Raw genomic sequence first — 26,275 nt, 5'->3', positions numbered from 1 at the left:
TGAAACATCCCGCTGTCAAGGGCGTACGGCCGTCGCACAGCAGGTTTCACCGGTGTGCGAATCGGTCGAAGGGTTACGTTCGAGGCGAGTTGACCGAGAGCCGCAAAGTGACCATACACACATCCGGCCGGACCTTGTCGGGCAAGGTCCGGCCGGGTGCGCGGGGTTGACGAGGTGTGTTGACGAATCGCCTTTTGCCTGCGGGCGATTTAACGACTCACCAGGTCACAGGGGTCAGACGAGCAGGGTGCCCAGCTCGACGTGCTCCAGGCCGTGAGCCTCGGCGACCTCCTTGTAAACGACCTTGCCGTCATGGGTGTTGAGACCCCTGGCGAGCGCGGCGTCACGGCGCAGCGCCTCGACCCAGCCGTTGTTGGCCAGCGAGACGATGTACGGCAGCGTGGCGTTGGTGAGGGCGTTGGTGGAGGTGTTCGGCACCGCGCCCGGCATGTTGGCCACGCAGTAGAAGACCGAGTTGTGGACGCGGAAGGTCGGCTCGGCGTGCGTGGTGGGACGGGAGTCCTCGAAGCAGCCGCCCTGGTCGATCGCGATGTCGACAAGAACACTTCCGGGCTTCATGCGGGACACCAGCTCGTTGGTGACCAGCTTCGGGGCCTTGGCGCCCGGGATGAGGACCGCGCCGATGACGAGGTCGGCGTCGAGGACGGCCTTCTCCAGCTCGAAGGAGTTGGACATGATCGCCTTGACCTTCGTACCGAAGATCTTGTCGGCCTCGCGCAGCTTGTTGATGTCGCGGTCGAGCAGGGTCACGTCGAAGCCCATGCCGACGGCGACCTGGGTGGCGTTCCAGCCGGAGACGCCGCCGCCGATGACCACGGCCTTGGCCGGGGTCACGCCCGGGACACCGCCGGGGAGCACGCCACGGCCGCCGGCCGCGCGCATCAGGTGGTAGGCGCCGACCTGCGGGGCCAGCCGGCCCGCGACCTCGGACATCGGGGCGAGCAGCGGCAGGGCGCGGTTCGGCAGCTCCACCGTCTCGTAGGCGATGGCGGTGGTACCGGACTCGATGAGCGCGTCCGTGCACTCCTTGGAGGCGGCCAGGTGCAGGTAGGTGAAGAGGACCTGGTCCTTGCGGAGGCGGTGGTACTCCTCCGCGATGGGCTCCTTGACCTTCAGCAGCAGGTCGGCAGTGGCCCAGACCTCGTCGGCGGTGTCCAGGATCGTGGCACCGGCGGAGACGTACTCCTCGTCGGTGATCGAGGAACCGAGGCCGGCGCCCCGCTCGATGACGACCTGGTGCCCGTGGCGCACCAGCTCGTGCACACCGGCGGGGGTGATGGCCACCCGGAACTCGTTGTTCTTGACCTCGCGGGGGATGCCGACCTTCACGTCGATCACGGTCCTTGGCTCAGAGGGTATGGGGGGTGCTTTACATGACATACCCAGGCATGCGGGGGCATACCGGGAGACACCGCAGGAGAACGTGCGGCAGAGCCAGTCTAATGAAGGCGTTCCGCGTGTCTAGCCTTTCATTGCATCAATCTTCGCTGGATGCAGTACGGATTTCGCAGGCATCGACGGCCTGATCCTGCCTGGTCTCGTCCTCCGGCGGCTCCTCACCCAGCATGCGCTCCGCCGCCGCGCGGTGCAGGCGGGCCGCCGCCGGGTCGCCGATGCGGTCCAGAGTGTCGGCCAGCCGCAGCTGCAGCGCGGCCTGCAACCGGGCGTCCTCGGCGCGCCGCGCCCATTCCACGGCCTCCTGGCAGGTGCGCAGCGACTCCTCGGGCCGCCCCGCGTATTCCTGCACCCGGGCGATCTCGCTCAACGCCCGCGCGGCGGCGGCGACATCGCCGCTCCTGCGGTAGCCGGCGAGTGCGGCACGCCAGTTCCTGAGCGCCTCGCCGTAGCGGCCCGCGTAGGTGTGGGCGGTGGCGGTCCGGCCGTAGAGCCGGGCGGCCTCCGGGTGCTGCCCACGGGCCAGCCGCTCGGCCAGGGCCCGGCCGAACCAGTCCGCGGCCCGGTCGTAGTCGCCCAGCTCCTGGTGGGCGCCCCCTACGGATTCCATTGCGCGGCCGGTCGCGTACGGGTCGTTCGCCTCGCGTCCGGCGTCCAGCGCGGCCCGGTAGCGGGCCAGGGCGTCCCGGGTGCGGCCGGTCTGCGCGTCGAGGTCGCCGAGGTTCAGCAGGGCCGCGGCCTTCTCCCGGGGCAGCCCGCGCCGCTCGGCGACGTCCAGCACCAGGCCGTGCACGCCGTACAGGTCGGGTGCGGCGGCCTGGGTGCCGACATGCGCCGCCATGGCCCTGACCAGCTGGGACATCAGCCGGCGGGCGAGCGTGTCCAGCTCTCCGTCGGCCACCGCGAGCCGCACGGACGCCAGGAGGGCGGGCCGCCGGATGCACAGCCAGTCGGCGGCGGCCCGCGGGTTGGGGAAGCGCACCTCGCGGGGCATGGCGTTCAGCTTCTCCCGGGCCTGCGGGCTGTCCGTCTCGGTGATCACCCGGCAGGAGTGCAGCAGCCGTACCGTCCGCTCCAGCATCCGGGCCCGGGCCAGCTGCAGCTCCGCGGGCCGCTCCTGGCTCTGGGCGAGGGCGCGCAGCAGCGGGTGCAGCCATCCGGGGACCTCGTACTGGGGCAGCGGCGACTCCACGGGCCGCAGCAGGCCCAGGGCGACAAAGTCGTCCAGAAAGGCCCGGGCGGCGTCGACCGAGCAGCCGGCGAGGGAGGAGGCGGTGTGCGGGTCGGCCAGGCCGGCCGGGGCGAGGCAGAGCAGGCGCAGTATCCGGGCGGCCTGGCCGGGCAGCTGGTCGTGGACCAGCCGGAAGAGACGGGCCACCGGGGTGCTGCCGTCCTCGGTGTCGGTGTGCAGCCGCTTGGCGAGGTCGGAGACGGCGGCCTTGGGCCGGGCGGCCAGCCAGCCGCCGGCCAGGACGAGCGCGGCCGGATGACCCTGGCAGGCCTCCACCAGGCTCTCCGCGGAGCGCGGGTCGACGGTGATGCGGACCGAGCCGGTCCAGCGGGTGAGCAGTTCCACCGCGGATTTGGTGTCGAGGCCGCCGAGGGTGCACGGACGGACGTCGGCGATGCCGGTGAGCGGGCCCCCGGAGACGGCCACGACCAGGCAGTCCGGGGCGTCCGGGAGCAGGGCGTCGACCTGTTCGGCACCGGCCGCGTCGTCCAGCAGGAGCAGCATCCGCCGGCCGGCGAGAGCCGTCCGCAGAGCGGCGGTGAGGTCGTCCTCGGCGGCCCCTGCGGGTGCGGGCAGGTCCAGCGCGGCGAGCAGGTCGCGGGCGGCCTGCTCGACGGGCACCGCAGTGCCGTCGGGCTCGCTCAGCCGGGCCCGCAGCACTCCGCCGGGGTAACGCCCGGCGACCTGCCGGACGAGTTCCTCGGCGAGGCTGGTGCGGCCGGAGCCGGGGCGGCCCGCGATGAGGAGCACGCGCGCGCGAGGCGCCTTGCGGCCGGAGAGGGTGTCCAGTCCCGCGCGCTCGATGTCGGCGCGCAGCTCCTTGAGTTCCCGGGTGCGGCCCAGGAAACGGTCCTCCGCGGCCGGGTGCGCCGACAGCCGCGCCTCGCCTGTGTCCACCGCCTGATCCGTCACGGGCCACACTCCCGTCCCACCGCACGCGCAATCCCGCCGGTGCCGTCCGGCACGGGCATCGCACCTGTCTATTGGCTCCCTCACCTCCGGGGCGCCTCAGCCGGTGTCGAGGCCACGAGCGTGCTCACCCCTTCGGGCCTGCGCGCGTTCGCGCTCCGACACCGGCGCGCCCCTTCGGCTCGCTCGCGACGAGCCTAGTTCACGCTCTGCGACGTACCGTGACGAGCAGGGCGGACAGGTCCCCCGATCGGATCAGGCGATGGTCACACCAATGTGCCAAGGGGTGGGCTCAGGACGCGAAGGGACGCGCCGGCCACGGCGCACCGGCGGGCCGCAGGGCGTCCAGACCGTCCCCGCCGCGGGCGGCGACCAGCGACAGCACACCCACCACCAGGCAGTTGTTGTGCACGTCTCCGGCCAGCACCCGGCGCACCAGATCCTCGACCGGCACGCGCGCGTGCTGCATGTCGGTCTCCTCGTGCTCCGCCGCGAACCGCTCGCCCTCGGCCTCGGACAGGTCCCGGGCCAGGAAGATCCTTACGGCCTCGTCGCAGCCGCCGGGGGTGGTGTACACGTCGGTGAGCACCCGCCAGTCCTCGGCCTTGACGTGCGCCTCCTCGTACAGCTCCCGCTGGGCGGCGTGCAGCGGGTTCTCGCCGGGCACGTCCAGCAGGCCGGCCGGGATCTCCCAGAGCTTGTGCCGTACCGGGTGCCGGTACTGGTTGATCAGCAGCACCCGGTCCTCCTCGTCCAGGGCGAGGACGGCGACCGAACCGGGGTGGACCTGGTAGTCGCGGCGGGCCACCGAGCCGTCGGGCATGACCACGTCGTCCGTGCGGACGGAGGTCTTGTTGCCCACGAAGGGGGTGTCCGTGGCCCGGATCTCCCACTCCTCGGGGGTGTCCTTGATCGTCATGCCCTGTCCTTCCACACGTGCACGCAGAAAACCGCCCGACACAGAAGCCGGGGTGCTCACCTTTGAAGGTATGCACCCCGGCCACCGTACAACTGGTGTGTTACTTCGAATTCTGCCGCTCGACGGCGGCCTTCACGAGGCCGGCGAAGAGGGGGTGCGGGCGGGTCGGCCGCGAGCGCAGCTCGGGGTGCGCCTGTGTGGCGACCAGGTACGGGTGGACGTCACGCGGGTACTCGACGTACTCCACGAGCTTGCCGTCCGGAGAGGTGCCCGAGAACAGGATCCCGGCCTGCTTCTCCAGCTCCGCGCGGTAGGCGTTGTTGACCTCGTAGCGGTGCCGGTGACGCTCCTCCACGTACTCCTTGCCGTCGTAGACCTCGCGGACGATGGACCCCTCGGCGAGCTTGGCCGGGTACATGCCCAGGCGCATGGTGCCGCCCAGGTCGCCCTCGCCGGCGACGATGTCCATCTGCTCGGCCATGGTCGAGATGACCGGGTGGGCGGTCGCCGGGTCGAACTCGGTGGAGTTGGCGTCCGGGATGTCGGCCAGGTTCCGGGCGGCCTCGACCACGATGCACTGCAGGCCCAGGCACAGGCCCAGCAGCGGGACCTTGTTCTCACGGGCGTACTTGATCGCGCCGACCTTGCCGTTCACACCGCGCTCGCCGAAGCCGCCGGGGATGCAGATGCCGTCCACGTCCCCGAGCTGGGCCTTGGCGCCGGCCGGGGTCTTGCAGTCGTCCGAGGTGACCCACTTGATCTTCACGCGCGCCTTGTTGGCGAAGCCGCCGGCGCGCAGTGCCTCGGTGACCGACAGGTAGGCGTCGGGCAGGTCGATGTACTTGCCGACCAGGGCGAGGGTGATCTCGTGGTCGGGGTTGTGGACGCGGTCCAGCAGGTCGTCCCAGGTCGTCCAGTCCACGTCCCGGAACGGCAGGTCCAGCTTGCGCACGACGTAGGCGTCCAGGCCCTCGGAGTGCACGACCTTCGGGATGTCGTAGATCGAGCGGGCGTCCGGGCACGCGACCACGGCGGCCTCGTCGACGTCGCACATCAGCGAGATCTTCCGCTTGATCGCGGTGGGGACCTCGCGGTCGCAGCGCAGCACGATCGCGTCCGGCTGGATACCGATGTTCCTGAGCGCGGCGACCGAGTGCTGGGTCGGCTTGGTCTTCAGCTCGCCGGACGGGCCGATGTAGGGCAGCAGGGAGATGTGGACGACGAAGACGTTGTCGCGGCCGACCTCGTGGCGGACCTGGCGGACCGTCTCCAGGAACGGCAGGGACTCGATGTCGCCGACCGTGCCGCCCACCTCGGTGATGACGACGTCGACCTCGTCGGTCGCCATGCGCCGGATGCGGTGCTTGATCTCGTTGGTGATGTGCGGGATGACCTGCACGGTGTCACCGAGGTACTCGCCGCGGCGCTCCTTGGCGATCACCGTGGAGTACACCTGACCGGTGGTGACGTTGGCGGAGCCGTCCAGGTCGCGGTCGAGGAAGCGCTCGTAGTGGCCGATGTCCAGGTCGGTCTCGGCGCCGTCGTTGGTGACGAACACCTCACCGTGCTGGAAGGGGTTCATCGTGCCCGGGTCGACGTTGAGGTACGGGTCGAGCTTCTGCATCACGACACGCAGGCCGCGGGCCTTGAGCAGCATGCCCAGGCTGGAGGCGGTCAGGCCCTTGCCGAGCGAGGAGGCGACACCCCCGGTGACGAAGATGTGCTTGGTCGTCGTAGATTTCGGCGGCATGGCCAAGAGGGGGCTCCCGTGGTCGCTGTCTGTCGTGCGGTGCGGCTGCCGGAGGGAAATCCTCCGGGGGTGCCGCCGCTGCGGTTCGGGGGTTTCTCGCCCACCGGTCCACGGGCTACCAGGGTATCAGCGCCTGACCGGGATGGCTTCCGGCCACGCTCCGCGCCCGCCCGAGCACGGGCCGCTTCACCACAGCCGTCCCTTCAGACTCTTCTCACCCGTTGGTCACTCGTTCGGCCCACACCGGTTGCCCGGAGCGGCACGCAGATCATCTACGTGCGTCGTATCCTGCTCGGACACTCGCTGCCGAGCCCGACCGGAACGAGGGCACACCCCCGCCTGCATCACCCGGAACAACGAGAGCGCGGCAGTTCGTTGAGCAAAGACTGCCGTGTTGCCTCAGGGCTCGGCGGACTGCTTTGCTTCACCGCTCAACGACGCATAACAACGACCCTTGACCGCACTAGCGACAGCCCCCGTGTGCGGGGGTGACGTGGCCGTTCGACTGGAGTTGCACGTGGCCGGGCGCATCGAAGACTACGCACTCATCGGAGACATGCAGACCGCGGCGCTGGTCTGCCGGGATGGCACGGTGGACTGGCTGTGCCTGCCCCGCTTCGACTCGCATGCCATCTTCGCCGGCCTGCTGGGCACCGAGGAACACGGATTCTGGCGGCTCGGTCCGGCCCACGCGGCCGAATCGCAGCCCCCCGCGGCCGCCCGGCGCGGCTACCGCGGCGACTCGCTGATCCTGGAGTCGGAGTGGGACACCCCCCGAGGCACCGTGCGCGTGACCGATTTCATGCCCCCGCGCGACGGCGCCCCCCAGCTGATCCGGATCGTGGAGGGCGTCACCGGCCGGGTGCCGATGCGCTCGGCCCTGCGGATGCGGTTCTCCTACGGCCGGGTGGTGCCGTGGGTGCACAAGCACGAGGGCCGCACGGTGGCCGTGGCCGGCCCGGACTCGGCCTGGTTCGACACCGAGGCCGAGACCTACGGCAAGTCGCTCACGACCTACGCCGACTTCACGGTCGGCCCGGGTGACCGGATCGCGTTCACGATTTCCTGGCAGCCCTCGCACAAGCAGCCGCCGCCGCTGCCGGAGCCGGAGACCGCGCTGGAGGCGACGGAGGACTTCTGGCGCGAGTGGGTGGATCACTGCACGTACCACGGGCCGTACCGCGAGGCGGTGATCCGCTCCCTGATCACGCTGAAGGCGCTGACGTACGCCCCGACCGGCGGCATCGTCGCCGCCCCCACCACCTCCCTCCCGGAGGACATCGGCGGCGTGCGCAACTGGGACTACCGCTACACCTGGCTGCGGGACGCGGCGATCACCCTGTCCTCACTGCTGCGCACCGGCTACCGCGAGGAGGCCCGCGCCTGGCGCGAGTGGCTGCTGCGGGCGGTCGCCGGCGACCCGGAGAACCTGCAGATCATGTACGGCATCGCGGGCGAGCGCGAGCTGGGCGAGGCCGAGCTGGACTGGCTGCCGGGCTACGAGAACTCGGGCCCGGTCCGGGTCGGCAACGGCGCCGCGCACCAGCTCCAGCTGGACGTGTACGGCGAGGTCACCGAGGCCCTGCACCTGGGTCACATGACGGGCCTGGCCCGCAACGACTACGCCTCGCTGCTCCAGCTGAAGCTGATCCGCTACCTGGAGGACCACTGGCAGGAGCCGGACGAGGGCATCTGGGAGGTGCGCGGCCCGCGCCGGCACTTCGTGCACTCCAAGGTGATGGCCTGGGTCGCGGTGGACCGCACGATCAAGCTGATCGAGTCCGGTGACGCGGACGGCCCGCTGGAGCGCTGGAAGGAACTGCGCGACGACATCCACCGGGACGTGTGCGAGAAGGGCTACGACAAGGAGCGCAACACCTTCACCCAGTCGTACGGGTCGCAAGAGCTGGACGCCTCGCTGCTGCTCATCCCGCAGATGGGCTTCCTGCCGCCGGACGACAAGCGTGTCATCGGCACGATCGAGGCGATCCAGCGCGAGCTGTCCACGCCGGACGGGTTCATCCTGCGCTATCCGACCGAGGGCGAGCACGCGGGCGTCGACGGCCTGCCCGGCGACGAGGGCGCCTTCCTCGCGTGCTCGTTCTGGATGGCGGACGACCTGGCGATGATCGGCCGGGTGGACGAGGCCCGCAAGCTGTTCGAGAAGCTCCTCGCGCTGCGCAACGACCTCGGTCTGCTCGCCGAGGAGTGGGACCCGCGTCTGAAGCGCCAGGTCGGCAACTTCCCGCAGGCCTTCAGCCACGTTCCCCTGATCGACACGGCCCTGCGGCTCACCGCTTCGGGAGCGTACGGCGGCTAGGCGCTGAGCGGGGGCCGCGAGGGACCGTCCGCCGTCCGCGGGTCCGCTGTGGCCGCTCGCGCAGTTCCCCGCGCCTCTTCGGGGCGCCCCCGCCTAGGCTGAAAGCGGACAAATCCCCCTTCCGGAAAGGGGGCGGCCATGGCTTCCCTCTCCAAGGCGGGCGCGGCTCTCACCGCGCTGCGTGAGGATCTCGTCGGCGAGGTGCTCGCCCCGGGGGACAGGGGCTACGACGAGGCCCGTACGGTCTTCAATGTCATGATCGACCGGCGGCCGGCGGTGATCGCCCTGTGTGCGGACGCGACCGATGTGGTCCGTGCCGTGCGCTTCGGCAGGGAACTGGATCTGCCCATCGCGGTGCGCGGCGGCGGGCACAGCGTGGCCGGTACGGCGCTGGGTGACGGGGCGCTCGTGGTGGATCTGCGGCGGATGCACGAGGTGACGGTCGATCCGGCGGCCGAGGCCGTCCGGATCGGGGGCGGGGCCACCATGAGCCACCTGGACCGGGCGACCCAGCCGTTCGGTCTCGCGACCACCGGCGGGCGGGCCTCCACCACCGGTGTCGGCGGCTTCGTCCTCGGCGGCGGCACCGGCTGGCTGGACCGTGCCTTCGGACTCGCCGTCGACAACCTCATCGGGGTCGAACTGGTGACCGCGGACGGCGAGCGGGTGCACGCGAACGCCGACGAGAACCCCGAGCTGTTCTGGGCGCTGCACGGCGGGGGCGGCAACTTCGGTGTCGCGACCGCGCTGACCCTGCAGCTGCACGAGCTGCCCGAGTTCTCCATCGTCCTGCTGATGCTCCTGCCGGAGTTCGGCCCCGAGACGGTCCGCACCTTCCGCGACGTCATCGGCAACGGGCCCGACGCGCTGGGCGGCATGGTGCTGTATCTGACCGGTCCCCCCGACGAGTTCATGCCGAAGCAGCTCGTGGGCACGCTGATGTGCACGGCGCTGCTGACGTACGCGGGCGGCGAGGACGATCTGCGCAAGCTCGCCGAGCCGCTGCTCGCGCTGCCGCACGAGGTCGAGCTGGCCGGTGACATGCCGTACGTCGATGTCCAGTGCATGCTCGACGATCCGCCGGGGCTGCGGAACTACTGGTCGGCGGAGTATCTGACCGGGCTGCCGGACGAGTCGGTGGACGTCTTCTGCGCCCGCGCCGGCAGCATGCCGGTGCCGACCAACACCCAGCACCTCCTGTTCCCGCAGGGCGGGGCGATCGCCTCCGGTCCGCACGAGTACCCGGTGCCGTACCGGGACGCCCCCTGGGCCGCGCACCCGTTCGCGATCTGGGCGGACCCGGCCGACGACGAGCGGGCCCGCGCCTGGGTGCGGGACGTGCGCGCCGATCTGAAGCCGTGGAGCACCGGGGACGTCTATCTCAACTTCATCGGTGACGAGGGGCCCGAGCGGGTGCGGGCGGGCCTGGGCGCCGGGAACACCCTGCGCCTGGAGAAGGTGAAGCGGCAGTACGACCCGGACAACGTGTTCCGCTTCAACCACAACATCAGGCCGGTGTAGCGCGGAACTGTCCCGAGGACGTTCCCGCAGGTAGCGTCCGCAGCATGGACAGCCGTACGGACCACCGTTTCGACACCCAGGGCGCCGGCATCACCGTGCAGCGGGCGCTGGAGCTGCCCGGCCTGCGCAGTGGGCTGCCGGAGATCCTGGCGGGCGCCGACCGGCTCGGCCGTACCGTGCGCTGGGTGCACGCGGGCGAGGTGCCGAACATCGCCTCGCTGCTCAAGGGCGGCGAACTGCTGCTGACCACGGGATACGGCCTGGGCACCCGCCCGGCCGAGCAGCGGGCCTTCGTCCGGACCCTCGCCGAGCGGGGGATCGCCGCCCTGGTGGTGGAGCTGGGCCCGCGGTTCGCCCGGCTGCCCGCGGCCCTGGTGGACACGGCCCGGGCGGCCGGGCTGCCGTTGGTCCAGCTGCACCGCGAGGTGCCGTTCGTGACGGTGACCGAGGAGATCCACACCGAGATCGTCAACGGGCACTACGCCCTGCTCCAGCGGGCCGAGGAGGTGCACCGGCGCTGCACCGAGGCGCTGCTGGGCGGTGGGGGGGTACCGCAGGTGCTGGGCATCCTGGCCGACTTCAGCGACAACCCGGTGTTCCTGGAGACCGCCGACGGCCGGCTGCTGTACGCCGCCGGGTCGGGGCCCGAGGGCGCGGACCCGTTGCAGGTGTGGGAGGGGCTGCGCGGCCCGCACAAAGGGGCCCCGCCGCCGGCCGGCTCCGTGCTGGTGGACGTGCCCGGCGGCGGACCGGGCACGGGGGGTTCGGTCCGCGCCCGGCTCGTTCTGCTGCCGGTCCGCTCGTCGTTGTCCCCGGTGCACCGGATCGCCGCGGAACGGGCCGCGGGCATCCTGGCCGTCGTGCTGATGCAGGCCCGGCAGGAGGAGGAGCTGGCGGCGCGCGGGCGCGGTGACTTCCTGACCGATCTCGCCGAGGGCCGGATCGTGGCGGAGGAGGCCCCGGCGCAGGCCCGGGTGCTCGGTTTCAAGCCCGGTGACAGCCCGCTGCTGCCCGTGGTCATGCGGATCGGTGACACCCTCTCGCCGGGCGGGGGCTGGGCGGTGCTGGCCAGGGCGGTCTCCGAGGAACTGGCCGCCGTGGGCGTGCCGGTGCTGCTGGGTGTGCGGCCGGTGGAGGGCCGGGTGCTGGTGCTGCTGGGGCTGCGCTCGGAGTCGGAACGGGCGGCGGTGGCCGACCGGGTGGCGGCGGCGCTGCGGGCGGGCGTGGAGCGCGCCGGGATGTGCCGGCCGGGTTCCCCGCCACCGGTGGTGGTGGTCGGGGTGGCCGGCGGCTGGGCGGCCGCCTCGGCCGGGCTGCGGCACGCCGCGGAGACGGCGACGGCGGCGCAGGGGCTGACCGACCGGCCCTGGTACGACGCCCGGCGCCTGGACATCGACCTGTTGTTGTGGCGGCTGCGCGATCACCCGGACCTGGCGGCCTTCGTGGACCGCGCGATCGGCCCGCTGCGCGACCACGACGACCGCTCCAGGCCGCCGCTGCTGCCGACCCTGGAGACCTATCTCGCGCACGCGGGGCGCAAGGCGGAGACGGCCCGCGAGCTGCACCTCAACCGGCAGACGCTGTACAACCGCCTCGCCCGCATCGGGGAGTTGCTGGGCACCGATCTCGACGACCCGCAGACGGTCCTGGCGTTGAGCCTGGCCCTGCGCGCCCGCCGTCACGTCCCCTAGGTGTCGTTCGGATCAGGCCGGATCAGGCCGGCTCAGGTCGGATCAGGTCGGATCAGGTCGGATCAGGCCGGCTCAGGTCGGCTCGGGCCGCGGCGTCCGGTGCGGTGCATCGCGCGGCGGAGGATCTCCCGCGTACTGGACGTACTCGGGTGATCCGACGACGCGGCGAGTTGCCGCACCGGACGCCGCGGGCCCGGACTGATCCCGACGACACCCCTCAGGCCAGCGGTCGAGGCTGGGTCAACTCGTCGTAGACGCTGAGCACTTGGGCGACGGTCTCGTCCTCCGAAGGCCAGGTCGCGGCCTGCCGTGCCCCACGCTCCCGCAGCAGTGCACATCGCTCGTGATCCCCGAGCAGCCGTACGACGGCGTCGGCCAGGGCCTGCGGATCGCCGTACGGAACGAGTTCGGCCGCGTCGCCGACGAGGTCCGGGATGCCGCCCACGCGGGTCGCGACGAGCGGCACGCCCGCGTGCAGCGCCTCCTGGGCGAGGACGGACCGGGACTCCCAACTGCTGGTCAGCAGTGCCAGGTCGGCGGCGGCGAGCAGTTCGGGCACGTCGTCGCGGCGTCCGATGAGCCGCACCGGCAGCTCCTCGTCCTCGATCCGGCGCTGCAGCACCGGACGCAGCGGCCCCTCCCCTGCGACGATCACCAGCGGTACCGGGTCCAGGTCCCGCCAGCTGCGCGCCGCGTCGAGCAGGAGGTCGTAGCCGCGCTGCCGGTCCAGGGAACCGACCGCGATGAGCAAAGGGCGGCCGGTGGCGCCGAGTTCGGCCCGGGTCTTGGGCCGCAGCGGGTCGGGGTCGTCCAGGTCCACGAGATCACCGGGCCGGCGTCGGCCCGGCAGGGCGACGGCCGCGAGCCGGGCGTCCCTGGCGCCGGTCAGCCGGGCCCGGTCGACCAGGTCGGAGCTGGTGCCGAGGACCACGGACGCGGTCTTCACCACCCGCCGCTCCAGCAGCCGCAGCAGATGCGCCCGCGGGCCCTCGGCGTGGGCACGGTTGTGCCAGGTGACGACCAGCGGGGTGGTGCGCCCGCCGAGCGCGAGCACGGTCCGGAAGGAGGCGTGCAGACCGTGCGCGTGCACCAGGTCGGCATTGGCGCAGGCCGTACGGAGCGCGGCCACCGAGACGGGGTCGCTGCTGCGCGGCACGTGCACGTGTTCGGCGCCGGCCCCGGTGAAGTCGTAGGCGTGATCGGCCTCGACGGGGGCGCACACGGTGACCCGCACGCCCCTCGCCACGAGCCCCTCGGCCAGGGAGCGCACATGCGCGCTGCTGCCGGCGTTGCCTCCGCCGAGCACCTGCACGGTGCGCAGCGGCGACTGGCCGTGCGGTGCGTTGCTGCTCACAGGGCTCACGTGGGCGAAGGCTCCTGGTTCGCGTGGGCGGTCACGAGGAAACGTACAGAAGGTAACGGGCTCAGGGGGGCGGAAGGACGCACCCCGCGTGCCTCCCGCGCGGACGGTTCGGACCCGCCGCCGGCCCCGCGTTCCCTGCCAAGCATGCCAGGCCGTACGGCCGTTCAGGGACATCCGGGAGGGCGCACCGTGCGGCGGGCCGGGGCAATGCGCCGGAGCACATCACCCACACGGGTGAAGAAGGCCCGCCACGGCCGGATGAAGTGCGCCGCATACGCGGAGGTCAGCCCCTCACAGCGCCCGCGCCCAGGCGCTCACCCGGTCCCCGTACCGGGCGGCGGCCACCAGCGCGACGGCGTGCGCGAGAAGGCCCGGGCGCCGGTTTCCGGCCACGACGGCCGCCCCCAGCGCGGCGCCGAGAGCGTGCGCCCCCGTGTCCCCGATCATCGCCCGCTCCCCGAGATCGTCCCGCAGGAGGGCCGCGGCGGCCCCCATCGCGGCGGCCGACAGCTCGGCCGCCGGCCCCTGGCGCAGCAGCCCCGGAGCGCCGAGCGCGAGCACGGCACCGAGCGCCTTCCCCGGCCGCACGTCGACCAGGTTGACGAAGTGCGCGCTGCCCGCGATCACGACCCCGGCGAGCAACCGGTCCAGCGGCCGCTCCTTCAGCAGCGCGCCCGCGACGAGCCCCGCCGCGGAGATCCCGAACAGTTTGACGGCGCCGCTGGTGACGTCACCGCCCCGCAGCGCGCCGAGATGCGCGCGGAAGCCCCGCCGGTGATCCCCGGCGACATCGTCGTACGCCCCACAGGCTCCCGCGGCCAGCACGACGAGCCCGGCACCGGGATGCACTCGGGCGGCGGCGACCGCCGTACCCAGTGCCGAGGCGGGCGCCGCGTACAGCTCGACGCCCCGTCCGGCGTGGTTCTTCCGCTCCCAGCGTGCCGGGCCCCCGGGCGCACTGGCGCGCAGGAGGGCCACGCCCGCCCGGGTGAGCGCGGCGGACAGCAGGAAGGAGCCGGACTTCCGGGTGATCGTCATCCGGCCACCCTAGGTCCTGCTACAGGTCCGCCCGCGCCGTCGCCAGCAACTCCTCCGCATGTGCCCGGGCCGTCTCGGAGTCCTCCTGACCGGCCAGCATCCGGGACAGCTCGCGGATGCGTTCCTCGCCCTCCAGGACCTTCACGCCGGAGCGGGTGACGGACCCGTCGCTGGTCTTCTCCACCAGCAGCTGCCGGTCCGCGAAGGCGGCGACCTGGGGCAGGTGGGTGACCACGACGACCTGCGCGGTCCTGGCCAGCTTGGCCAGGCGCCGGCCGATCTCGACGGCCGCCTTGCCGCCGACGCCGGCGTCGACCTCGTCGAAGAGGTACGTCGGCACGGGGTCGGTGCCCGCGAACACGACCTCCACGGCCAGCATCACGCGGGACAGCTCACCGCCGGACGCGCCCTTGGCGATGGGCCGCGGCGGGGCGCCCGGGTGCGGGGCGAGCAGCAGTTCGACCTCGTCCACGCCCGACGGTCCGTAGGCGACCGTCCGCCCGCCGACCTCCACGCCCTCGGGGTCCTCGGTCTGCCGGAGGGCGAAGGACACGCGCGCGTGGGGCATCGCCAGCGAGGCCAGCTCGGCGGTCACGGCGGCGGCGAACCGCTCGGCGGCCTCGGTCCGCGCGTCGGTCAAGTCCTGAGCGAGAGCTCCCAGTTCGCTGCGGAGCGCGTCCCGCTCTGCGGTCAGCTCCTCGATCCGCTCGTCGTCGCCGTCCAGCTCGGTCAGACGTGCGGCGCTCTGCTCGGCCCAGGACAGGACCGCGTTCACGTCGTCCCCGTACTTGCGGGTGAGGGCGGTGAGGGCGGCCCGGCGTTCCTCCACGGCGGCCAGCCGCAGCGGGTCGGCGTCGAGATCGTCGGCGTATCCCGCCAGCTCGCCCGCCACGTCGCCGAGCAGGATGCCGATCTCCCCGATCCGGTCGGCGAGCGCGGCCAGTGCCGGATCGTGTGACCGCACGGCCTCCAGGGCCCGGTGGGCGCCCGCGACGAGGGTGGCGGCGTCGATGCCCTCGGGGTCCTCGGGATTGCCCGCGAGAGCGGCGTGCGCGGCCGTCGCGGCGGACGACAGGGCCTCGGCGTGCCCCAGCCGCTCGGCCTCCTCGGCCAGCTCCACGTCCTCCCCGGCCCGCGGCTCCACGGCGGCGATCTCGTCGAGCCCGTACCGCAGCATGTCGGCTTCCTGCGCCCGCTCACGCGCGCGCGTGGTGATCTCCTCCAGCTCGGCGGAGACGGCCCGCAGCCGCTTGTAGGCCTCCGTGTACTTGGCGAGCGGCACGGCGGCACCGTCGCCGGCGTACCGGTCCAGCGCCTGCCGCTGCCGGGACAGCTTCAGCAGCCCCTGCTGGTCGGTCTGGCCGTGCACGGCCACCAGGTCGTCGGCCAGCTCGGCGAGCAGCCCGACGGGCACGCTGCGCCCGCCCAGGTGCGCCCGGGACCGCCCCTCGGCGGAAACGGTACGGCTGATCAGCAGGGCACCGTCGTCCAGCTCGGCCCCGGCCTCCTCGGCCCGTACGACCGCGGAGGCGCCCTCGGGCACGGTGACCCGCCCCTCCACGACCGCCTTCTCGGCCCCGATCCGCACGAGCGCCGGGTCCGCCCTGCCACCGAGCAGCAGCCCCAGGCTGGTGACCACCATGGTCTTGCCCGCACCCGTCTCACCGGTGACGGCGGTGAACCCCGGCGACAGCTCGACGACGGCATCGTCGATGACCCCGAGCGACCGTATCCGCATCTCCTCCAACACGGAACAGACCATACGAGGTCCGAGGTGGGGAGCGCACATGGCCCGCCCATGTCACTCCTGCGAGTGTCCCGGCCGAAGCGCGGCGCTGTGCCGATATGTCACTTTGCCGAGGGGTCCCGGCCGAGGGGCGCGGGGAACTGCGCGACCGGCTCCCACGCACCCGCGGCCGTCGGCGAAGCGTGAGCGTCCCCCACGAACCGCTAGTGAGGCGCCCCTCGCCACCCGGTGGTCGGCAACGCGAACTTCGCGACAAGCCGGTCCGTGAACGAGGAGTGATGCAGCCGAGCCAGCCGCACCGGCACCGCCCCCCGCCGCACCTCCACCCGCGCCCCGGGCGGCAGCTCCACCGTCCGCCGCCCGTCGCACCACAGCACGCCCGGCGGGATGTGCGGCAGCACCTCCACCGCGAGCACGGAGTCCGGCGAGGTGACCAGCGGCTTCGCGAACAACGCGTGCGCACTGATCGGCACCATCAGCAGCGCCTCCACCTCCGGCCAGACCACCGGTCCCCCGGCGGAGAAGGCGTACGCCGTGGACCCGGTGGGCGTGGAGAGGACGACCCCGTCGCAGCCGAAGCCCGTCACCGGCCGCCCGTCGATCTCCAGCACGACTTCGAGCAGCTTCTCCGCACCGGCCTTCTGCACGGCCGCCTCGTTCAGCGCCCAGTCGGTGTGCACGATGTCCCCGTTACGGTGCACGACGACGTCGACCGTCATCCGCTCCTCGACCTCGTACGACCGTGCCACCACCCGGTCGACCACCCGATCGAGGTCATCGCGTTCGGCCTCCGCGAGGAATCCGACGCGCCCCAGGTTGACGCCGAGCATCGGCACCCCGGAGGCCCGCGCGAACTCGGCCCCGCGCAGCAGCGTGCCGTCGCCGCCCAGGACGATCAGCAGCTCGCACCCGTCGAGGCACTGCGCAGTGGCCTCCTTGACCAGCTCCACCTCGTCCGGGAGCGGCAGGTCGCACGCCTCCTCCTCCAGCACCCGCACCCCGATGCCATGCCGAAGCAGGCCCTTGACGACGAGTTCCGCACTGCGGATCGCCGCGGGCCGCCCGGTGTGGGCGAGCAGGAAAACAGTACGCGCCAGGTTCTGTGTCAACGCGGCCCCTCCGCCACTGCACGGTCGACGTCGGCCGGGTCCACCTCAGGTGCCCCCGCCCGCAGCCAGAGAAAGTACTCGACGTTGCCCGAGGGGCCGGGCAGCGGACTTGCGGTCACTCCCCGCACTCCGAGTCCCAGCTCCCAGGCCTTCTCGGCCACTGCGCGTACGGCCTCCGCCCGCAGCTGCGGACTCCGTACGACACCCCCGCTGCCGAGTCGTTCCTTGCCCACTTCGAACTGCGGCTTGACCATCATCACCAGGTCGGCGTCCGGCTTCACGCACCGCTTCAGGGCGGGCAGCACCAGCCCGAGCGGGATGAAGGACAGATCGCCCACGACAAGATCCACAGGTTCCCCATCGATCGCCTCAAGCGTCAACTCGCGTACGTTCGTACGGTCCTTGACGGTGACGCGTTCATCGCTCTGCAGAGACCAGGCGAGCTGCCCGTATCCGACGTCCACCGCGACGACGTGCGCGGCGCCCGCCCGCAGCAGGACGTCGGTGAAACCTCCCGTGGACGCGCCGGCGTCCAGCGCGCGCCGCCCCTCGACCACGAGCCCCTGCGGCACGAAGACCTCGAGCGCGCCGGCGAGCTTGTGGCCGCCCCGGGAGACGTAGTCGGGGTCGCTGTCGTCGGCCTCCACGACGATCGCCGCCGCGGTCTCCACCTGGGTGGCCGGCTTGGTCGCCACGGTCCTGCCCACGGTGACCCGGCCGGCGGCGATCAGCTGGCTGGCGTGCTCGCGCGAGCGGGCGAGCTTCCGGCGGACCAGCTCCGCGTCGAGACGGCGGCGTGCGACTCCTGCCACGTTCGGTTCAGCTCCTGCTCTGGTGGTGGTACGAGACTGCAAGGGATGCGACCCGAAGGGTCTCATCGAGGGGCGGCGGTCGGATGACCGGCGGGAGCCGGAGGTCCCGGGCGGGCGTCGAGCGCGGTGAGCGCGTCACGCAGCCCCCGGTGTACATCCTCGTACACCTCGACGTGTCCGTCGGTGGCGAGGTGGTCGGCGTCGGCCAGCCGGTCCAGCTGGGCGTCGACCTCGGCGTTGCCCGTGGGTGTGCGCGGGAGGTTCAAGGGGGCCGGGGCGGCGGGGTCGTACTCGGGCTCGGCCTCGGTGACGGCCTCGGTCTCGGACACGGACTCGCTCATGCCCAGACGCTACCCCGAACCGCTGGGGTACCGTCGTGGGCGATGGCCACGATCGAGGAGTGCCGCGTCGCACTGGGCAAACTTTCGGACAACATGCAGGGCGCCGAGGGCGAGGTCCGCGCGGCGGCCGCCCTGGACCGCTCCGTGAGCTGTCACATCACCGACTTGGACGTCACCTTCGCCGGCCGGCTCACCGGCGGCCGGATCGAGGTGGACGAGACCCGCCCCGGACCACCGGCCGAGAAGGCACAGATCAGGCTCGCCCTGGCCGGGGACGACCTGCTGGCCCTGGTGGGCGGCGAACTGAACTTCGCGACCGCCTGGGGCTCGGGCCGGGTGAAGCTGGAGGCGAGCCTGCTGGACCTGTTCCGGCTCAGGAAGCTGCTGTAGCCGGCTCTGCTCCGGTGCTGCCCCCCGGCGTCGATGCTCGTACGGCCGCCGTGACGTGCCCGGATCAGGAAGCCGCCGCGGCCTGTTCCGCGCGGGCCTTGCGGGCGGCCGGCACGATCAGCGGGGTGCCGGTCTCCGGGTCGTCGATGACCTGACAGCGCAACCCGAACACCGCTTCGACCAGCTCGGCGGTCACGATGTCGGTCGGCGCGCCCTCGGCGATCACCTTGCCGCCGCGCAGCGCGATCAGGTGGGTGGCGTAGCGGGCCGCGTGGTTGAGGTCGTGCAGGACCGCGACCAGCGTGCGGCCCTGCGTCTCGTGCAGCTCGGCGCACAGGTCGAGGACGTCGATCTGATGCTGGATGTCGAGGTAGGTGGTCGGCTCGTCCAGGAGCAGCAGCGGGGTCTGCTGGGCCAGCGCCATGGCGATCCACACGCGCTGCCGCTGCCCGCCGGACAGCTCGTCCACGTACCGCTCGGCCAGCTCGGCGACCCCGGTCTGCCGCATCGACTCCTGCACGACCCGCTCGTCCTCCGCCGACCACTGGCGCAGCAGACCCTGGTGCGGGTAGCGGCCCCGGCCCACGAGGTCGGCGACCGTGATGCCGTCGGGCGCGATGGACGACTGCGGCAGCAGGCCGAGGGTGCGCGCGACCTTCTTCGCGGGCATCGACTGGATGACCTGACCGTCGAGCAGCACCCGGCCCTGGCTGGGCCTGAGCATCCGCGACAGGGCCCGCAGCAGCGTCGACTTGCCGCACGCGTTCGGGCCGACGATCACCGTGAAGGAGTGGTCGGGGATCTCCACCGACAACTGCTCGGCGATGACGCGCTGGTCGTAGGCGAGGGTGACGTTCTCGGCGGACAGGCGGTTCACAGTGCTCCTTGGGGTGTTCGGGTTCGTGCCGCTCATATCCGGCCCGCCCGGCGCTCGGTGACCAGCAGCCACAGCAGGTATCCGCCGCCGAGGACGCCGGTGACCACGCCGACGGGCAGCTGGTCGGCGCCGAAGACGCGCTGGGACGCCCAGTCGGCGGCGACCAGCAGGGCCGCGCCCATGCACAGGGAGGGCACGAGGTTCGGCCCCGGCGAGCGGGTCAGCCGGCGGGCCAGCTGCGGCGCGGTCAGCGCGACGAAGCTGACGGGGCCCGCGGCCGCCGTGGCGGCGGCGGTGAGCAGGACGGCCGAGACCACCAGCACGAGCCGGACCCGCTGCACGCGCACACCGAGCGCGTTCGACACGTCGTCGCCCATCTCCATCATCCGCAGACCGCGCGCGTTGACGAGCACCAGCGGGACGAGGGCTGCGCCCAGCGCCAGCAGCGGCCAGACCTGGTCCCAGTCCCGGCCGCCCAGCGAGCCGGTCATCCAGACCACCGCGCGGGCCGCGTCGACCAGGTCGGCCTTGGTGAGCAGATAGCCGTTGACCGCCGTCATGATCGCGTTGACGCCGATACCGACCAGCACCAGCCGGTATCCGTGCACACCCTGCTTCCAGGCGAGCACATAGACGGCGAGACCGGTCACCAGGCCGCCGATCAGCGCGCCGACGGTCACCTGGGCGGCGCTGCCCGACATCAGCACGATCACGACGAGCGCACCGGCCGTCGAACCCTGCGACAGACCGAGTACGTCCGGACTGCCGAGCGGGTTGCGGGAGATGGACTGGAACAGGGCACCGCCCAGGCCGAGCGAGGCACCGACCAGCAGGCCGACGAGGACCCGCGGCAGGCGCAGTTCGTTGACGATGAAGTCCTGGTAGGCGGTGCCGTTCCCGGCGAGCGTCCGCAGTACGTCGGACGCCGGGATCTTCGCGTCGCCGGTGCCGATCAGCGCGACACCCGCGGCAGCGGCGGCGGCCAGCAGCAGGACGACGACGATCAGGGCACGCAGGTCCAGGCACAGGGAGAGCCCGCCGGGAGTGCGCACGGCACGGCTCGTGGAGTGGGTCTTCACAGCTGGGCCGTCCTCCGCCGTCGTACGAGAAAGATGAAGACCGGGCCGCCGATGACCGCGGTGACGATGCCGACCTGCACCTCGGAGGGGCGGGCCACGACCCGGCCGATGACATCGGCGCCGAGCAGCAGCACCGGCGACAGAACCGTGGCGTACGGCAGGATCCAGCGCAGGTCGGGCCCGGTGAACGAGCGCACGACGTGCGGCACCATCAGGCCGACGAAGACGATCGGACCGCAGGCGGCGGTCGCCGCGCCGCACAGCACCACGGCGGCCAGCATGGCCAACGCGCGGGTGCGGTTGAGGTTCGCACCGAGGGCGCGGGCGGTGTCGTCGCCCATCTCCACGGCGTTCAGCGGCCGGGCCAGCCCGAGCGCGAGCACCGTACCGACCGCGAGGAACGGCAGCACCTGGAGGATGGTCGAGTCGGTGGCCGAGGACAGCGAACCCACCGTCCAGAAGCGCATCTTGTTCAGGGCCGCGCCGTCCATGATCATCACGGCCTGGAGATAGCCGTAGAGGGCGGCGCTGATCGCCGTGCCGGCGAGCGCCAGCCGTACCGGGGTGGCACCGCGGCTGCCGCCGAGGAACCACACCAGCGCACCCACCCCGGCCGCACCGAAGAACGCGAACCACACGTAGCCGGTGAGGCTGGTGACGCCGAAGTAGGTGATGGCCGTGACGATGGCCGCGGAGGCGCCCACATTGATGCCGAGCAGCCCGGGATCCGCGAGCGGATTGCGGGTCAGCGCCTGGAGCACCGCGCCCGAGAGGCCGAGCGCGGCACCGACCAGGAGCCCGAGGACCGTGCGCGACAGCCGCTGGTCCACGACGACGTCACCGTACGTCCCCGAGTCGTGGAACAGGCCGTGCCAGACCTGGTCCAGGGCCAGCGGTTTCGCCCCGATCGCGATGCTCGCCAGCGCGACGAGGACGAGGAGGGCGAGCGAGAGGAAGAGCCCAAAGGCCCTCACCGCCCGGCGGGTTGGGGGCGCGGCGGCGGTTTCCGCGCACTGTTCCGGAGGACTGTCGACCAACACGAGGTTAGGGTAGCCTACCCTGCTTACGATCTCGATCCGGTTCTGCGCACCCCGCCCTGAAACCAGGTCAGAGCCCCAGCCTGGCCAGCGCCTTCGCCCCGTCCAGCTCGCACGCACCCGCGCCGCCCGCCGTCCAGGCCGCCGCGCACAAGGCCCGCAGCCCGTCCGGCGCCGCACCCTCGCCCTCCAGCTCCAGCCGGTCCTTTCCGGCCGTCGCCGTCCAGCCGCCGCAGCGGAAGCCCTCACCCTCCGGGGCGACCTCCGGCTGCCCGGTCAGCAGCCCGCGCAGATCGGCGTCCACATACGTCGGCCGGTGCTCCGGCGGTGCCGCGAGCAGCTGGGCCCCGTCGGTGACACCGGTCAGCACCAGCAGCGAGTCGACCCCGCCGTTGAACGCCCCCTCGATGTCCGTGTCCAGCCGGTCCCCGACCACCAACGGGCGCTCGGCACCCGTCCGGATGATCGTCTCCCGGTGCATCGGGGGCAGCGGCTTGCCCGCCACCTGCGGATCGGCGCCGGTCGCGATCCGCACGACCTCCACGGCCGCCCCGTTGCCCGGCGCGATACCCCGGCCGCTCGGGATCGTCAGATCGGTGTTGGACGCGAACCACGGCACTCCGCGCCGGACGGCGTACGACGCCTCGGCGAACCGCCCCCACGGCAGATCGGGCCCGCCGTACCCCTGCACCACCGCCGCCGGATCGTCGTCCGCGGACTCCACCGGCGTCAGGCCACGCTCGCGCAGCGCCACCCGCAGTCCTTCCCCGCCGATCACCAGCACCCGCGCCCCGGCCGGAACCTGCTCGCTGATCAGCCGCGCGACGGCCTGCGCGGAGGTGATGACGTCGTCGGCCCCCGCCGGTATCCCCAGCTCCGTCAGGTGCTCGGCCACGGCGTCCGGGGTCCGCAGCGCGTTGTTGGTGACGTACGCCAGGTGCATACCGCCCGTACGGGCCACCGCCAGCGAGTCGACCGCATGCGCGATCGCGCTCCCGCCCGCGTACACCACCCCGTCCAGGTCGAGCAGCGCCGTGTCGTACTCCTCGCTCAGGGGCCGCCCGCTGCCCTCGGGCCTCGTCCTGACGTCTTGGCTCATGTCCGCATCGCTCCTCGTTGACTCGCCTTTCCCCCGAATCATCGCGCACAGCACCGACACACGTACGATGCCGGGATGAAGACAGCAGGTCACTCGGAGGCAACGGCGCGCCGAGGCCTGGAACTCACCACGTTCCGAGGCCTTCGCTACGACCCCGATCGGGTCGGCAGCCTCGCCTCCGTCACGTCCCCGCCCTATGACGTCGTCGTACGCCCCGACGGCCTGCACCACCTCCAATCGGCCGACCCGTACAACATCGTCCGGCTGATCCTGCCCCAGGCCGGCACCTCCAGCGAGCGCACGGAACAGGCGGCCGACACCCTCCGCCGCTGGCTCGACGAGGGCGTCCTGACCGCGGACACGGAGCCCGGCCTGTACGTGTACGAGCAGCGGGACGACACCGGCATGCTCCAGCGCGGTGTCATCGGCACCCTGCGGGTCACGGAGCCGGCCGAGGGGGTGGTGCTGCCGCACGAGGACGTCATGCCGCCCGTGGTCGCCGACCGCGCGGCTCTGATGCGCGCCACCCGGGCGAACCTGGAGCCGCTGCTGCTGACATACCGCGGCGACGGCACGGCGGCAGAGGTGGTCGAGCGCACGGCGGACCGCCCGCCCCTGCTGTCCACCACCACCGAGGACGGCTTCCACCACCGCCTGTGGTCCGTCACCGACCCCGACGACGTCCACCGCATCCAGTCGGACCTCACCGGCCGGCAGGCCCTGATCGCCGACGGCCACCACCGCTGGGCCACCTACCGGCAGCTGCGCGCGGAGCACCCCTCGCCCAGCCCCTGGGACTACGGCCTGGTCCTCCTGGTCGACACGGCCCGCTATCCGCTGCGCGTCCGCGCGATCCACCGTTTGCTGCACGGCCTGCCCGTCGCGGACGCGCTGACGGCCGTGGAGGGACTGTTCCGGGTACGACACCTGGACGTGCCGCTGCCGCAGGCCCTGGAGGCGCTGGCGGACGCGGCCTGCGAGGGCAACGCCTTCCTGCTGGCCGGCGACGGCGCCTTCCACCTGCTCGACCGCCCGGACCCCGAACTGCTGGCCCGGACGATCCCGGCGGACCGCCCGGCCGCCTGGCGCTCCCTGGACGCCACGGTCCTGCACGCCGGCCTGCTGGACCATGTCTGGCGCATCCCCGAGGACTCCCCGGCCCACATCGCCTACATCCACGACACGGCCGCCACCGTCGAGAAGGCGGAACGCGACGGCGGTACGGCCGTCCTGATGCACCCCGTCCGCGAGGAGGTCGTGCGCGACCTGGCCCGGCAGGGCGTCACGATGCCGCGGAAGTCGACGTCGTTCGGTCCGAAGCCGGCGTCCGGGCTGGTGCTGCGGGCGCTGGAGATCTGACACGACCGTCAGTGAAAAAGAGGGCGGGCTCCCCTGGGAGCCCGCCCTCTTTTTCAGTGACTTCCGCTCGTCGATTCCGCGGCGACCGCCGTCAGTCGTTCTCTTCTCAGCGGTTGCCGTCAGTCGTTCTGCCAGTGGCTGCCGTCAGTCCTTGGTGCCGTCGTCCTCGGAGGGCTCCGCCGGCTCGGCCGTGCCCTCGTCCTCGCCCTCGTCGAGGGCGTCGACGAACTCCACGCCGTCCAGCTCGGCGAGCCGGTCCGAGGCGTCCGTGCTGCCGTCCCGGTCGGCCTCGACGGCCTTCGCGAACCACTCGCGCGCCTCGCCCTCGCGGCCGGCGGCCAGCAGGGCGTCGGCGTACGCGTAGCGCAGACGAGCCGTCCACGGCTGGACCGCGTTGGAGGCCAGCTCGGGGCTCTGCAGGGTCACGATGGCCGCGTCCAGCTGTCCCATGTCACGCCGGGCACCGGCGGCGACGAGCCGCATCTCGACCTGGCCGGCCTTGTCCAGCTTGTGCACTTCCGGGGCGCCGGCCATGTCCAGGGCCTTCTCCGGCCGCCCGAGCCCGCGCTCGCAGTCGGCCATCACAGGCCACAGCTCCACGGTGCCGGTCATCCGCCGGGCGGCCCGGAACTCGGCGAGGGCCTCGCTGTACTTCTGGTTCGCGTACGCGGCGAACCCGGCGGCCTCGCGCACGGCGGCCACACGGGACGCCAGGCGCAGCGCCACCCTGGAGTAGCCGTACGCGCCCTCGGGGTCCTCGTCGATCAGCCGGGCGACCATCACCAGGTTCTTGGCGACGTCCTCCGCGAGCGTCTTGGGCAGGCTCTGCAGCTCCTGCCGGACGTCCTTGTCGATCTCGTCACCGGTGACGTCCTCCGGGATCGGCAGCCGCTTGATCGGCTCGCGGTCCCGGTCGCGCTCCTCGCGGAACCGGCCGCCGCCGCGGCGGTCGTCCCGACCGTCACGCCCACGGAAGCCACCGGGCCGGCCACCACGGTCGTCCCTACGGGGTCCACGGCCGCCGCGGTCGTCACGGCCCCGGAAGCCACCGCGCTCACCGCGGTCGCGGTCGTCCCGACGGAAGCCGCCACGCTCCTCGCCACGCCGGTCGCCACGCTCCTCGCCACGCCGGTCGTCACGGCGGTCGTCACGACGGAAGCCACCACGTTCGTCATCACGGCGGAAACCACCGCGGTCGTCGTCACGGCGGTCGTCGCGGCGGTCGTTGTCGCGGCGGAAGCCGCCGCGGTGGTCGCCGCGGTCGTCGCGGCGGCCGTAGCCGCCACGGTCGTCGTCGCGGCGGAAGGCGGGGCGGTCACCGCGGTCGTCACGTCGGCCGTAGCCGCCACGGTCGTCCCGGCGGTCGTCACGGCGCGGTCCACGGTCACGGTCGTCCCGCTGGAACGCCGGACGCGAACCCCGCTCGCCCTCGCGGCGGAAGCCGCCGCCACGGCCCTCCTCACGACGGTCCTCACGACGGCCGTAGCCACCGCGGTCGTCGTCGCGACGGAAGCCGCCGCGCTCACCACGGTCGCGGTCGTCACGACGATCGTCACGCCGGCCGTGGCCACCACGGTCGCTGTCGCGGCGGTCGTCGCGGCGGTCGTGGTCACGGCGGAAGCCGCCGCGGTGGTCGCCGCGGTCGTCGCGGCGGCCGTAGCCGCCACGGTCGTCGTCGCGGCGGAAGGCGGGGCGGTCACCGCGGTCGTCACGTCGGCCGTAGCCGCCACGGTCGTCCCGGCGGTCGTCACGGCGCGGTCCACGGTCACGGTCGTCCCGCTGGAACGCCGGACGCGAACCCCGCTCGCCCTCGCGGCGGAAACCGCCGCCACGGCCCTCCTCACGACGGTCCTCACGACGGCCGTAGCCACCGCGGTCGTCGTCGCGACGGAAGCCGCCGCGCTCACCACGGTCGCGGTCGTCACGACGATCGTCACGCCGGCCGTGGCCACCACGGTCGCTGTCGCGGCGGTCGTCGCGGCGGTCGTTGTCGCGACGGAAGCCGCCGCGGTCAGCCCGGTCACCACTGTCCCGTCGCCGCTGGTCGCGCTCCGGACGGTCGCCGGGAGAGTTGGTGGACATGGTGACTCCTGTCTTCGGTACCACAAGCATTGTAAAAACAAAAGGACCCCTGGTCCCAGCTGAACGCTGGGACCAGGGGTCCTCCAAAGATTGTTCGGCGGCGTCCTACTCTCCCACAGGGTCCCCCCTGCAGTACCATCGGCGCTGTGAGGCTTAGCTTCCGGGTTCGGAATGTAACCGGGCGT

20 protein-coding genes and 1 rRNA gene are annotated in these 26,275 nt (G+C 72.5%); 5 read left to right on the top strand and 16 right to left on the bottom strand.

Annotated elements, in window-relative coordinates; translation table 11 throughout:
* Positions 1–234: 234 nt before the first annotated feature.
* The 4 genes from ald to ACZ4SF_RS15590 form a co-directional block, all read right to left on the bottom strand.
* A complete protein-coding gene (gene ald / locus ACZ4SF_RS15605) occupies positions 235–1,359 on the bottom strand; it encodes an alanine dehydrogenase (protein WP_468383774.1) in 1,125 nt (374 codons plus the stop codon).
* Between the two features lie 139 nt (positions 1,360–1,498).
* On the bottom strand, positions 1,499–3,559 hold the full coding sequence (locus tag ACZ4SF_RS15600) for a tetratricopeptide repeat protein (protein WP_468383771.1): 2,061 nt from the start codon (positions 3,557–3,559) through the stop codon (positions 1,499–1,501).
* 289 nt (positions 3,560–3,848) lie between these two features.
* The gene (locus tag ACZ4SF_RS15595) at positions 3,849–4,475 is read right to left on the bottom strand and encodes an NUDIX domain-containing protein (RefSeq protein ID WP_468383769.1); all 627 of its coding nucleotides are present in this window, start codon (positions 4,473–4,475) and stop codon (positions 3,849–3,851) included.
* A gap of 100 nt (positions 4,476–4,575) precedes the next feature.
* On the bottom strand, positions 4,576–6,225 hold the full coding sequence (locus ACZ4SF_RS15590; RefSeq protein ID WP_468383766.1) for a CTP synthase: 1,650 nt from the start codon (positions 6,223–6,225) through the stop codon (positions 4,576–4,578).
* A gap of 517 nt (positions 6,226–6,742) precedes the next feature.
* On the opposite strand from ACZ4SF_RS15590, the gene ACZ4SF_RS15585 reads away from it, so the two are divergent.
* The 3 genes from ACZ4SF_RS15585 (at position 6,743) to ACZ4SF_RS15575 (ending at position 11,757) form a co-directional block, all read left to right on the top strand.
* Positions 6,743–8,545 (top strand): glycoside hydrolase family 15 protein, encoded by a 1,803-nt coding sequence (locus tag ACZ4SF_RS15585; protein WP_468384832.1) that lies wholly within the window; start codon positions 6,743–6,745, stop codon positions 8,543–8,545.
* Between the two features lie 138 nt (positions 8,546–8,683).
* Entirely contained in the window at positions 8,684–10,066 is a 1,383-nt protein-coding gene (locus tag ACZ4SF_RS15580) for an FAD-binding oxidoreductase (RefSeq protein ID WP_468383764.1), read from the top strand.
* Positions 10,067–10,110: 44 nt separating this feature from the next.
* On the top strand, positions 10,111–11,757 hold the full coding sequence (locus ACZ4SF_RS15575; protein ID WP_468383762.1) for a PucR family transcriptional regulator: 1,647 nt from the start codon (positions 10,111–10,113) through the stop codon (positions 11,755–11,757).
* Between the two features lie 217 nt (positions 11,758–11,974).
* On the opposite strand, the gene ACZ4SF_RS15570 is transcribed toward ACZ4SF_RS15575, so the two are convergent.
* The 6 genes from ACZ4SF_RS15570 to ACZ4SF_RS15545 all read right to left on the bottom strand — a co-directional run bounded on the left by ACZ4SF_RS15570 (position 11,975) and on the right by ACZ4SF_RS15545 (position 18,167).
* The gene (locus ACZ4SF_RS15570; RefSeq protein WP_468383760.1) at positions 11,975–13,120 is read right to left on the bottom strand and encodes a glycosyltransferase family 4 protein; all 1,146 of its coding nucleotides are present in this window, start codon (positions 13,118–13,120) and stop codon (positions 11,975–11,977) included.
* Positions 13,121–13,411: 291 nt separating this feature from the next.
* Complete coding sequence (locus tag ACZ4SF_RS15565) at positions 13,412–14,158, bottom strand: hypothetical protein (protein ID WP_468383758.1); 747 nt, start codon at positions 14,156–14,158, stop codon at positions 13,412–13,414.
* 19 nt (positions 14,159–14,177) lie between these two features.
* On the bottom strand, positions 14,178–15,920 hold the full coding sequence (recN, locus tag ACZ4SF_RS15560) for a DNA repair protein RecN (RefSeq protein ID WP_468383756.1): 1,743 nt from the start codon (positions 15,918–15,920) through the stop codon (positions 14,178–14,180).
* Positions 15,921–16,108: 188 nt separating this feature from the next.
* Positions 16,109–17,014 (bottom strand): NAD kinase, encoded by a 906-nt coding sequence (locus ACZ4SF_RS15555; RefSeq protein WP_468383754.1) that lies wholly within the window; start codon positions 17,012–17,014, stop codon positions 16,109–16,111.
* Entirely contained in the window at positions 17,011–17,826 is an 816-nt protein-coding gene (locus ACZ4SF_RS15550; RefSeq protein ID WP_468383751.1) for a TlyA family RNA methyltransferase, read from the bottom strand. The genes ACZ4SF_RS15555 and ACZ4SF_RS15550 overlap by 4 nt, the downstream gene beginning before the upstream one ends.
* 62 nt (positions 17,827–17,888) lie before the next feature.
* A complete protein-coding gene (locus ACZ4SF_RS15545) occupies positions 17,889–18,167 on the bottom strand; it encodes a hypothetical protein (protein ID WP_468383749.1) in 279 nt (92 codons plus the stop codon).
* A gap of 42 nt (positions 18,168–18,209) precedes the next feature.
* On the opposite strand from ACZ4SF_RS15545, the gene ACZ4SF_RS15540 reads away from it, so the two are divergent.
* Positions 18,210–18,557: an SCP2 sterol-binding domain-containing protein gene (locus tag ACZ4SF_RS15540; RefSeq protein WP_468383746.1), complete on the top strand. Its 348-nt coding sequence runs from the start codon at positions 18,210–18,212 to the stop codon at positions 18,555–18,557.
* 64 nt (positions 18,558–18,621) lie between these two features.
* On the opposite strand, the gene ACZ4SF_RS15535 is transcribed toward ACZ4SF_RS15540, so the two are convergent.
* From ACZ4SF_RS15535 to ACZ4SF_RS15520, 4 genes are all read right to left on the bottom strand, one after another.
* Positions 18,622–19,470 (bottom strand): ABC transporter ATP-binding protein, encoded by an 849-nt coding sequence (locus tag ACZ4SF_RS15535; protein ID WP_468383743.1) that lies wholly within the window; start codon positions 19,468–19,470, stop codon positions 18,622–18,624.
* Positions 19,467–20,513: a FecCD family ABC transporter permease gene (locus ACZ4SF_RS15530; RefSeq protein WP_468383741.1), complete on the bottom strand. Its 1,047-nt coding sequence runs from the start codon at positions 20,511–20,513 to the stop codon at positions 19,467–19,469. Before ACZ4SF_RS15530 ends, ACZ4SF_RS15535 begins: the two co-directional genes overlap by 4 nt.
* Positions 20,510–21,553, bottom strand: a complete 1,044-nt coding sequence (locus tag ACZ4SF_RS15525) for a FecCD family ABC transporter permease (protein ID WP_468383739.1) — start codon at positions 21,551–21,553, stop codon at positions 20,510–20,512. Before ACZ4SF_RS15525 ends, ACZ4SF_RS15530 begins: the two co-directional genes overlap by 4 nt.
* A gap of 67 nt (positions 21,554–21,620) precedes the next feature.
* Positions 21,621–22,649 carry an HAD-IIA family hydrolase gene (locus ACZ4SF_RS15520; RefSeq protein WP_468383736.1) on the bottom strand — a complete coding sequence of 343 codons (1,029 nt, stop codon included), beginning with the start codon at positions 22,647–22,649 and terminating at the stop codon, positions 21,621–21,623.
* A gap of 75 nt (positions 22,650–22,724) precedes the next feature.
* Between ACZ4SF_RS15520 and ACZ4SF_RS15515 the strand changes: the two genes are divergently transcribed.
* Complete coding sequence (locus ACZ4SF_RS15515) at positions 22,725–24,008, top strand: DUF1015 domain-containing protein (protein WP_468383734.1); 1,284 nt, start codon at positions 22,725–22,727, stop codon at positions 24,006–24,008.
* Positions 24,009–24,152: 144 nt separating this feature from the next.
* Here ACZ4SF_RS15515 and ACZ4SF_RS15510 read toward each other — a convergent pair whose 3' ends face one another.
* Complete coding sequence (locus ACZ4SF_RS15510; RefSeq protein ID WP_468384830.1) at positions 24,153–24,896, bottom strand: tetratricopeptide repeat protein; 744 nt, start codon at positions 24,894–24,896, stop codon at positions 24,153–24,155.
* Between the two features lie 1,286 nt (positions 24,897–26,182).
* Positions 26,183–26,275: ribosomal RNA gene (rrf, locus tag ACZ4SF_RS15505) — 5S ribosomal RNA — on the bottom strand; the annotation flags it as partial.

Source organism: Streptomyces sp. NPDC027663 (assembly GCF_055566415.1).
Note: the sequence above shows the minus strand (reverse complement) of the source record. Positions and strands in the feature narration are given on the sequence as shown.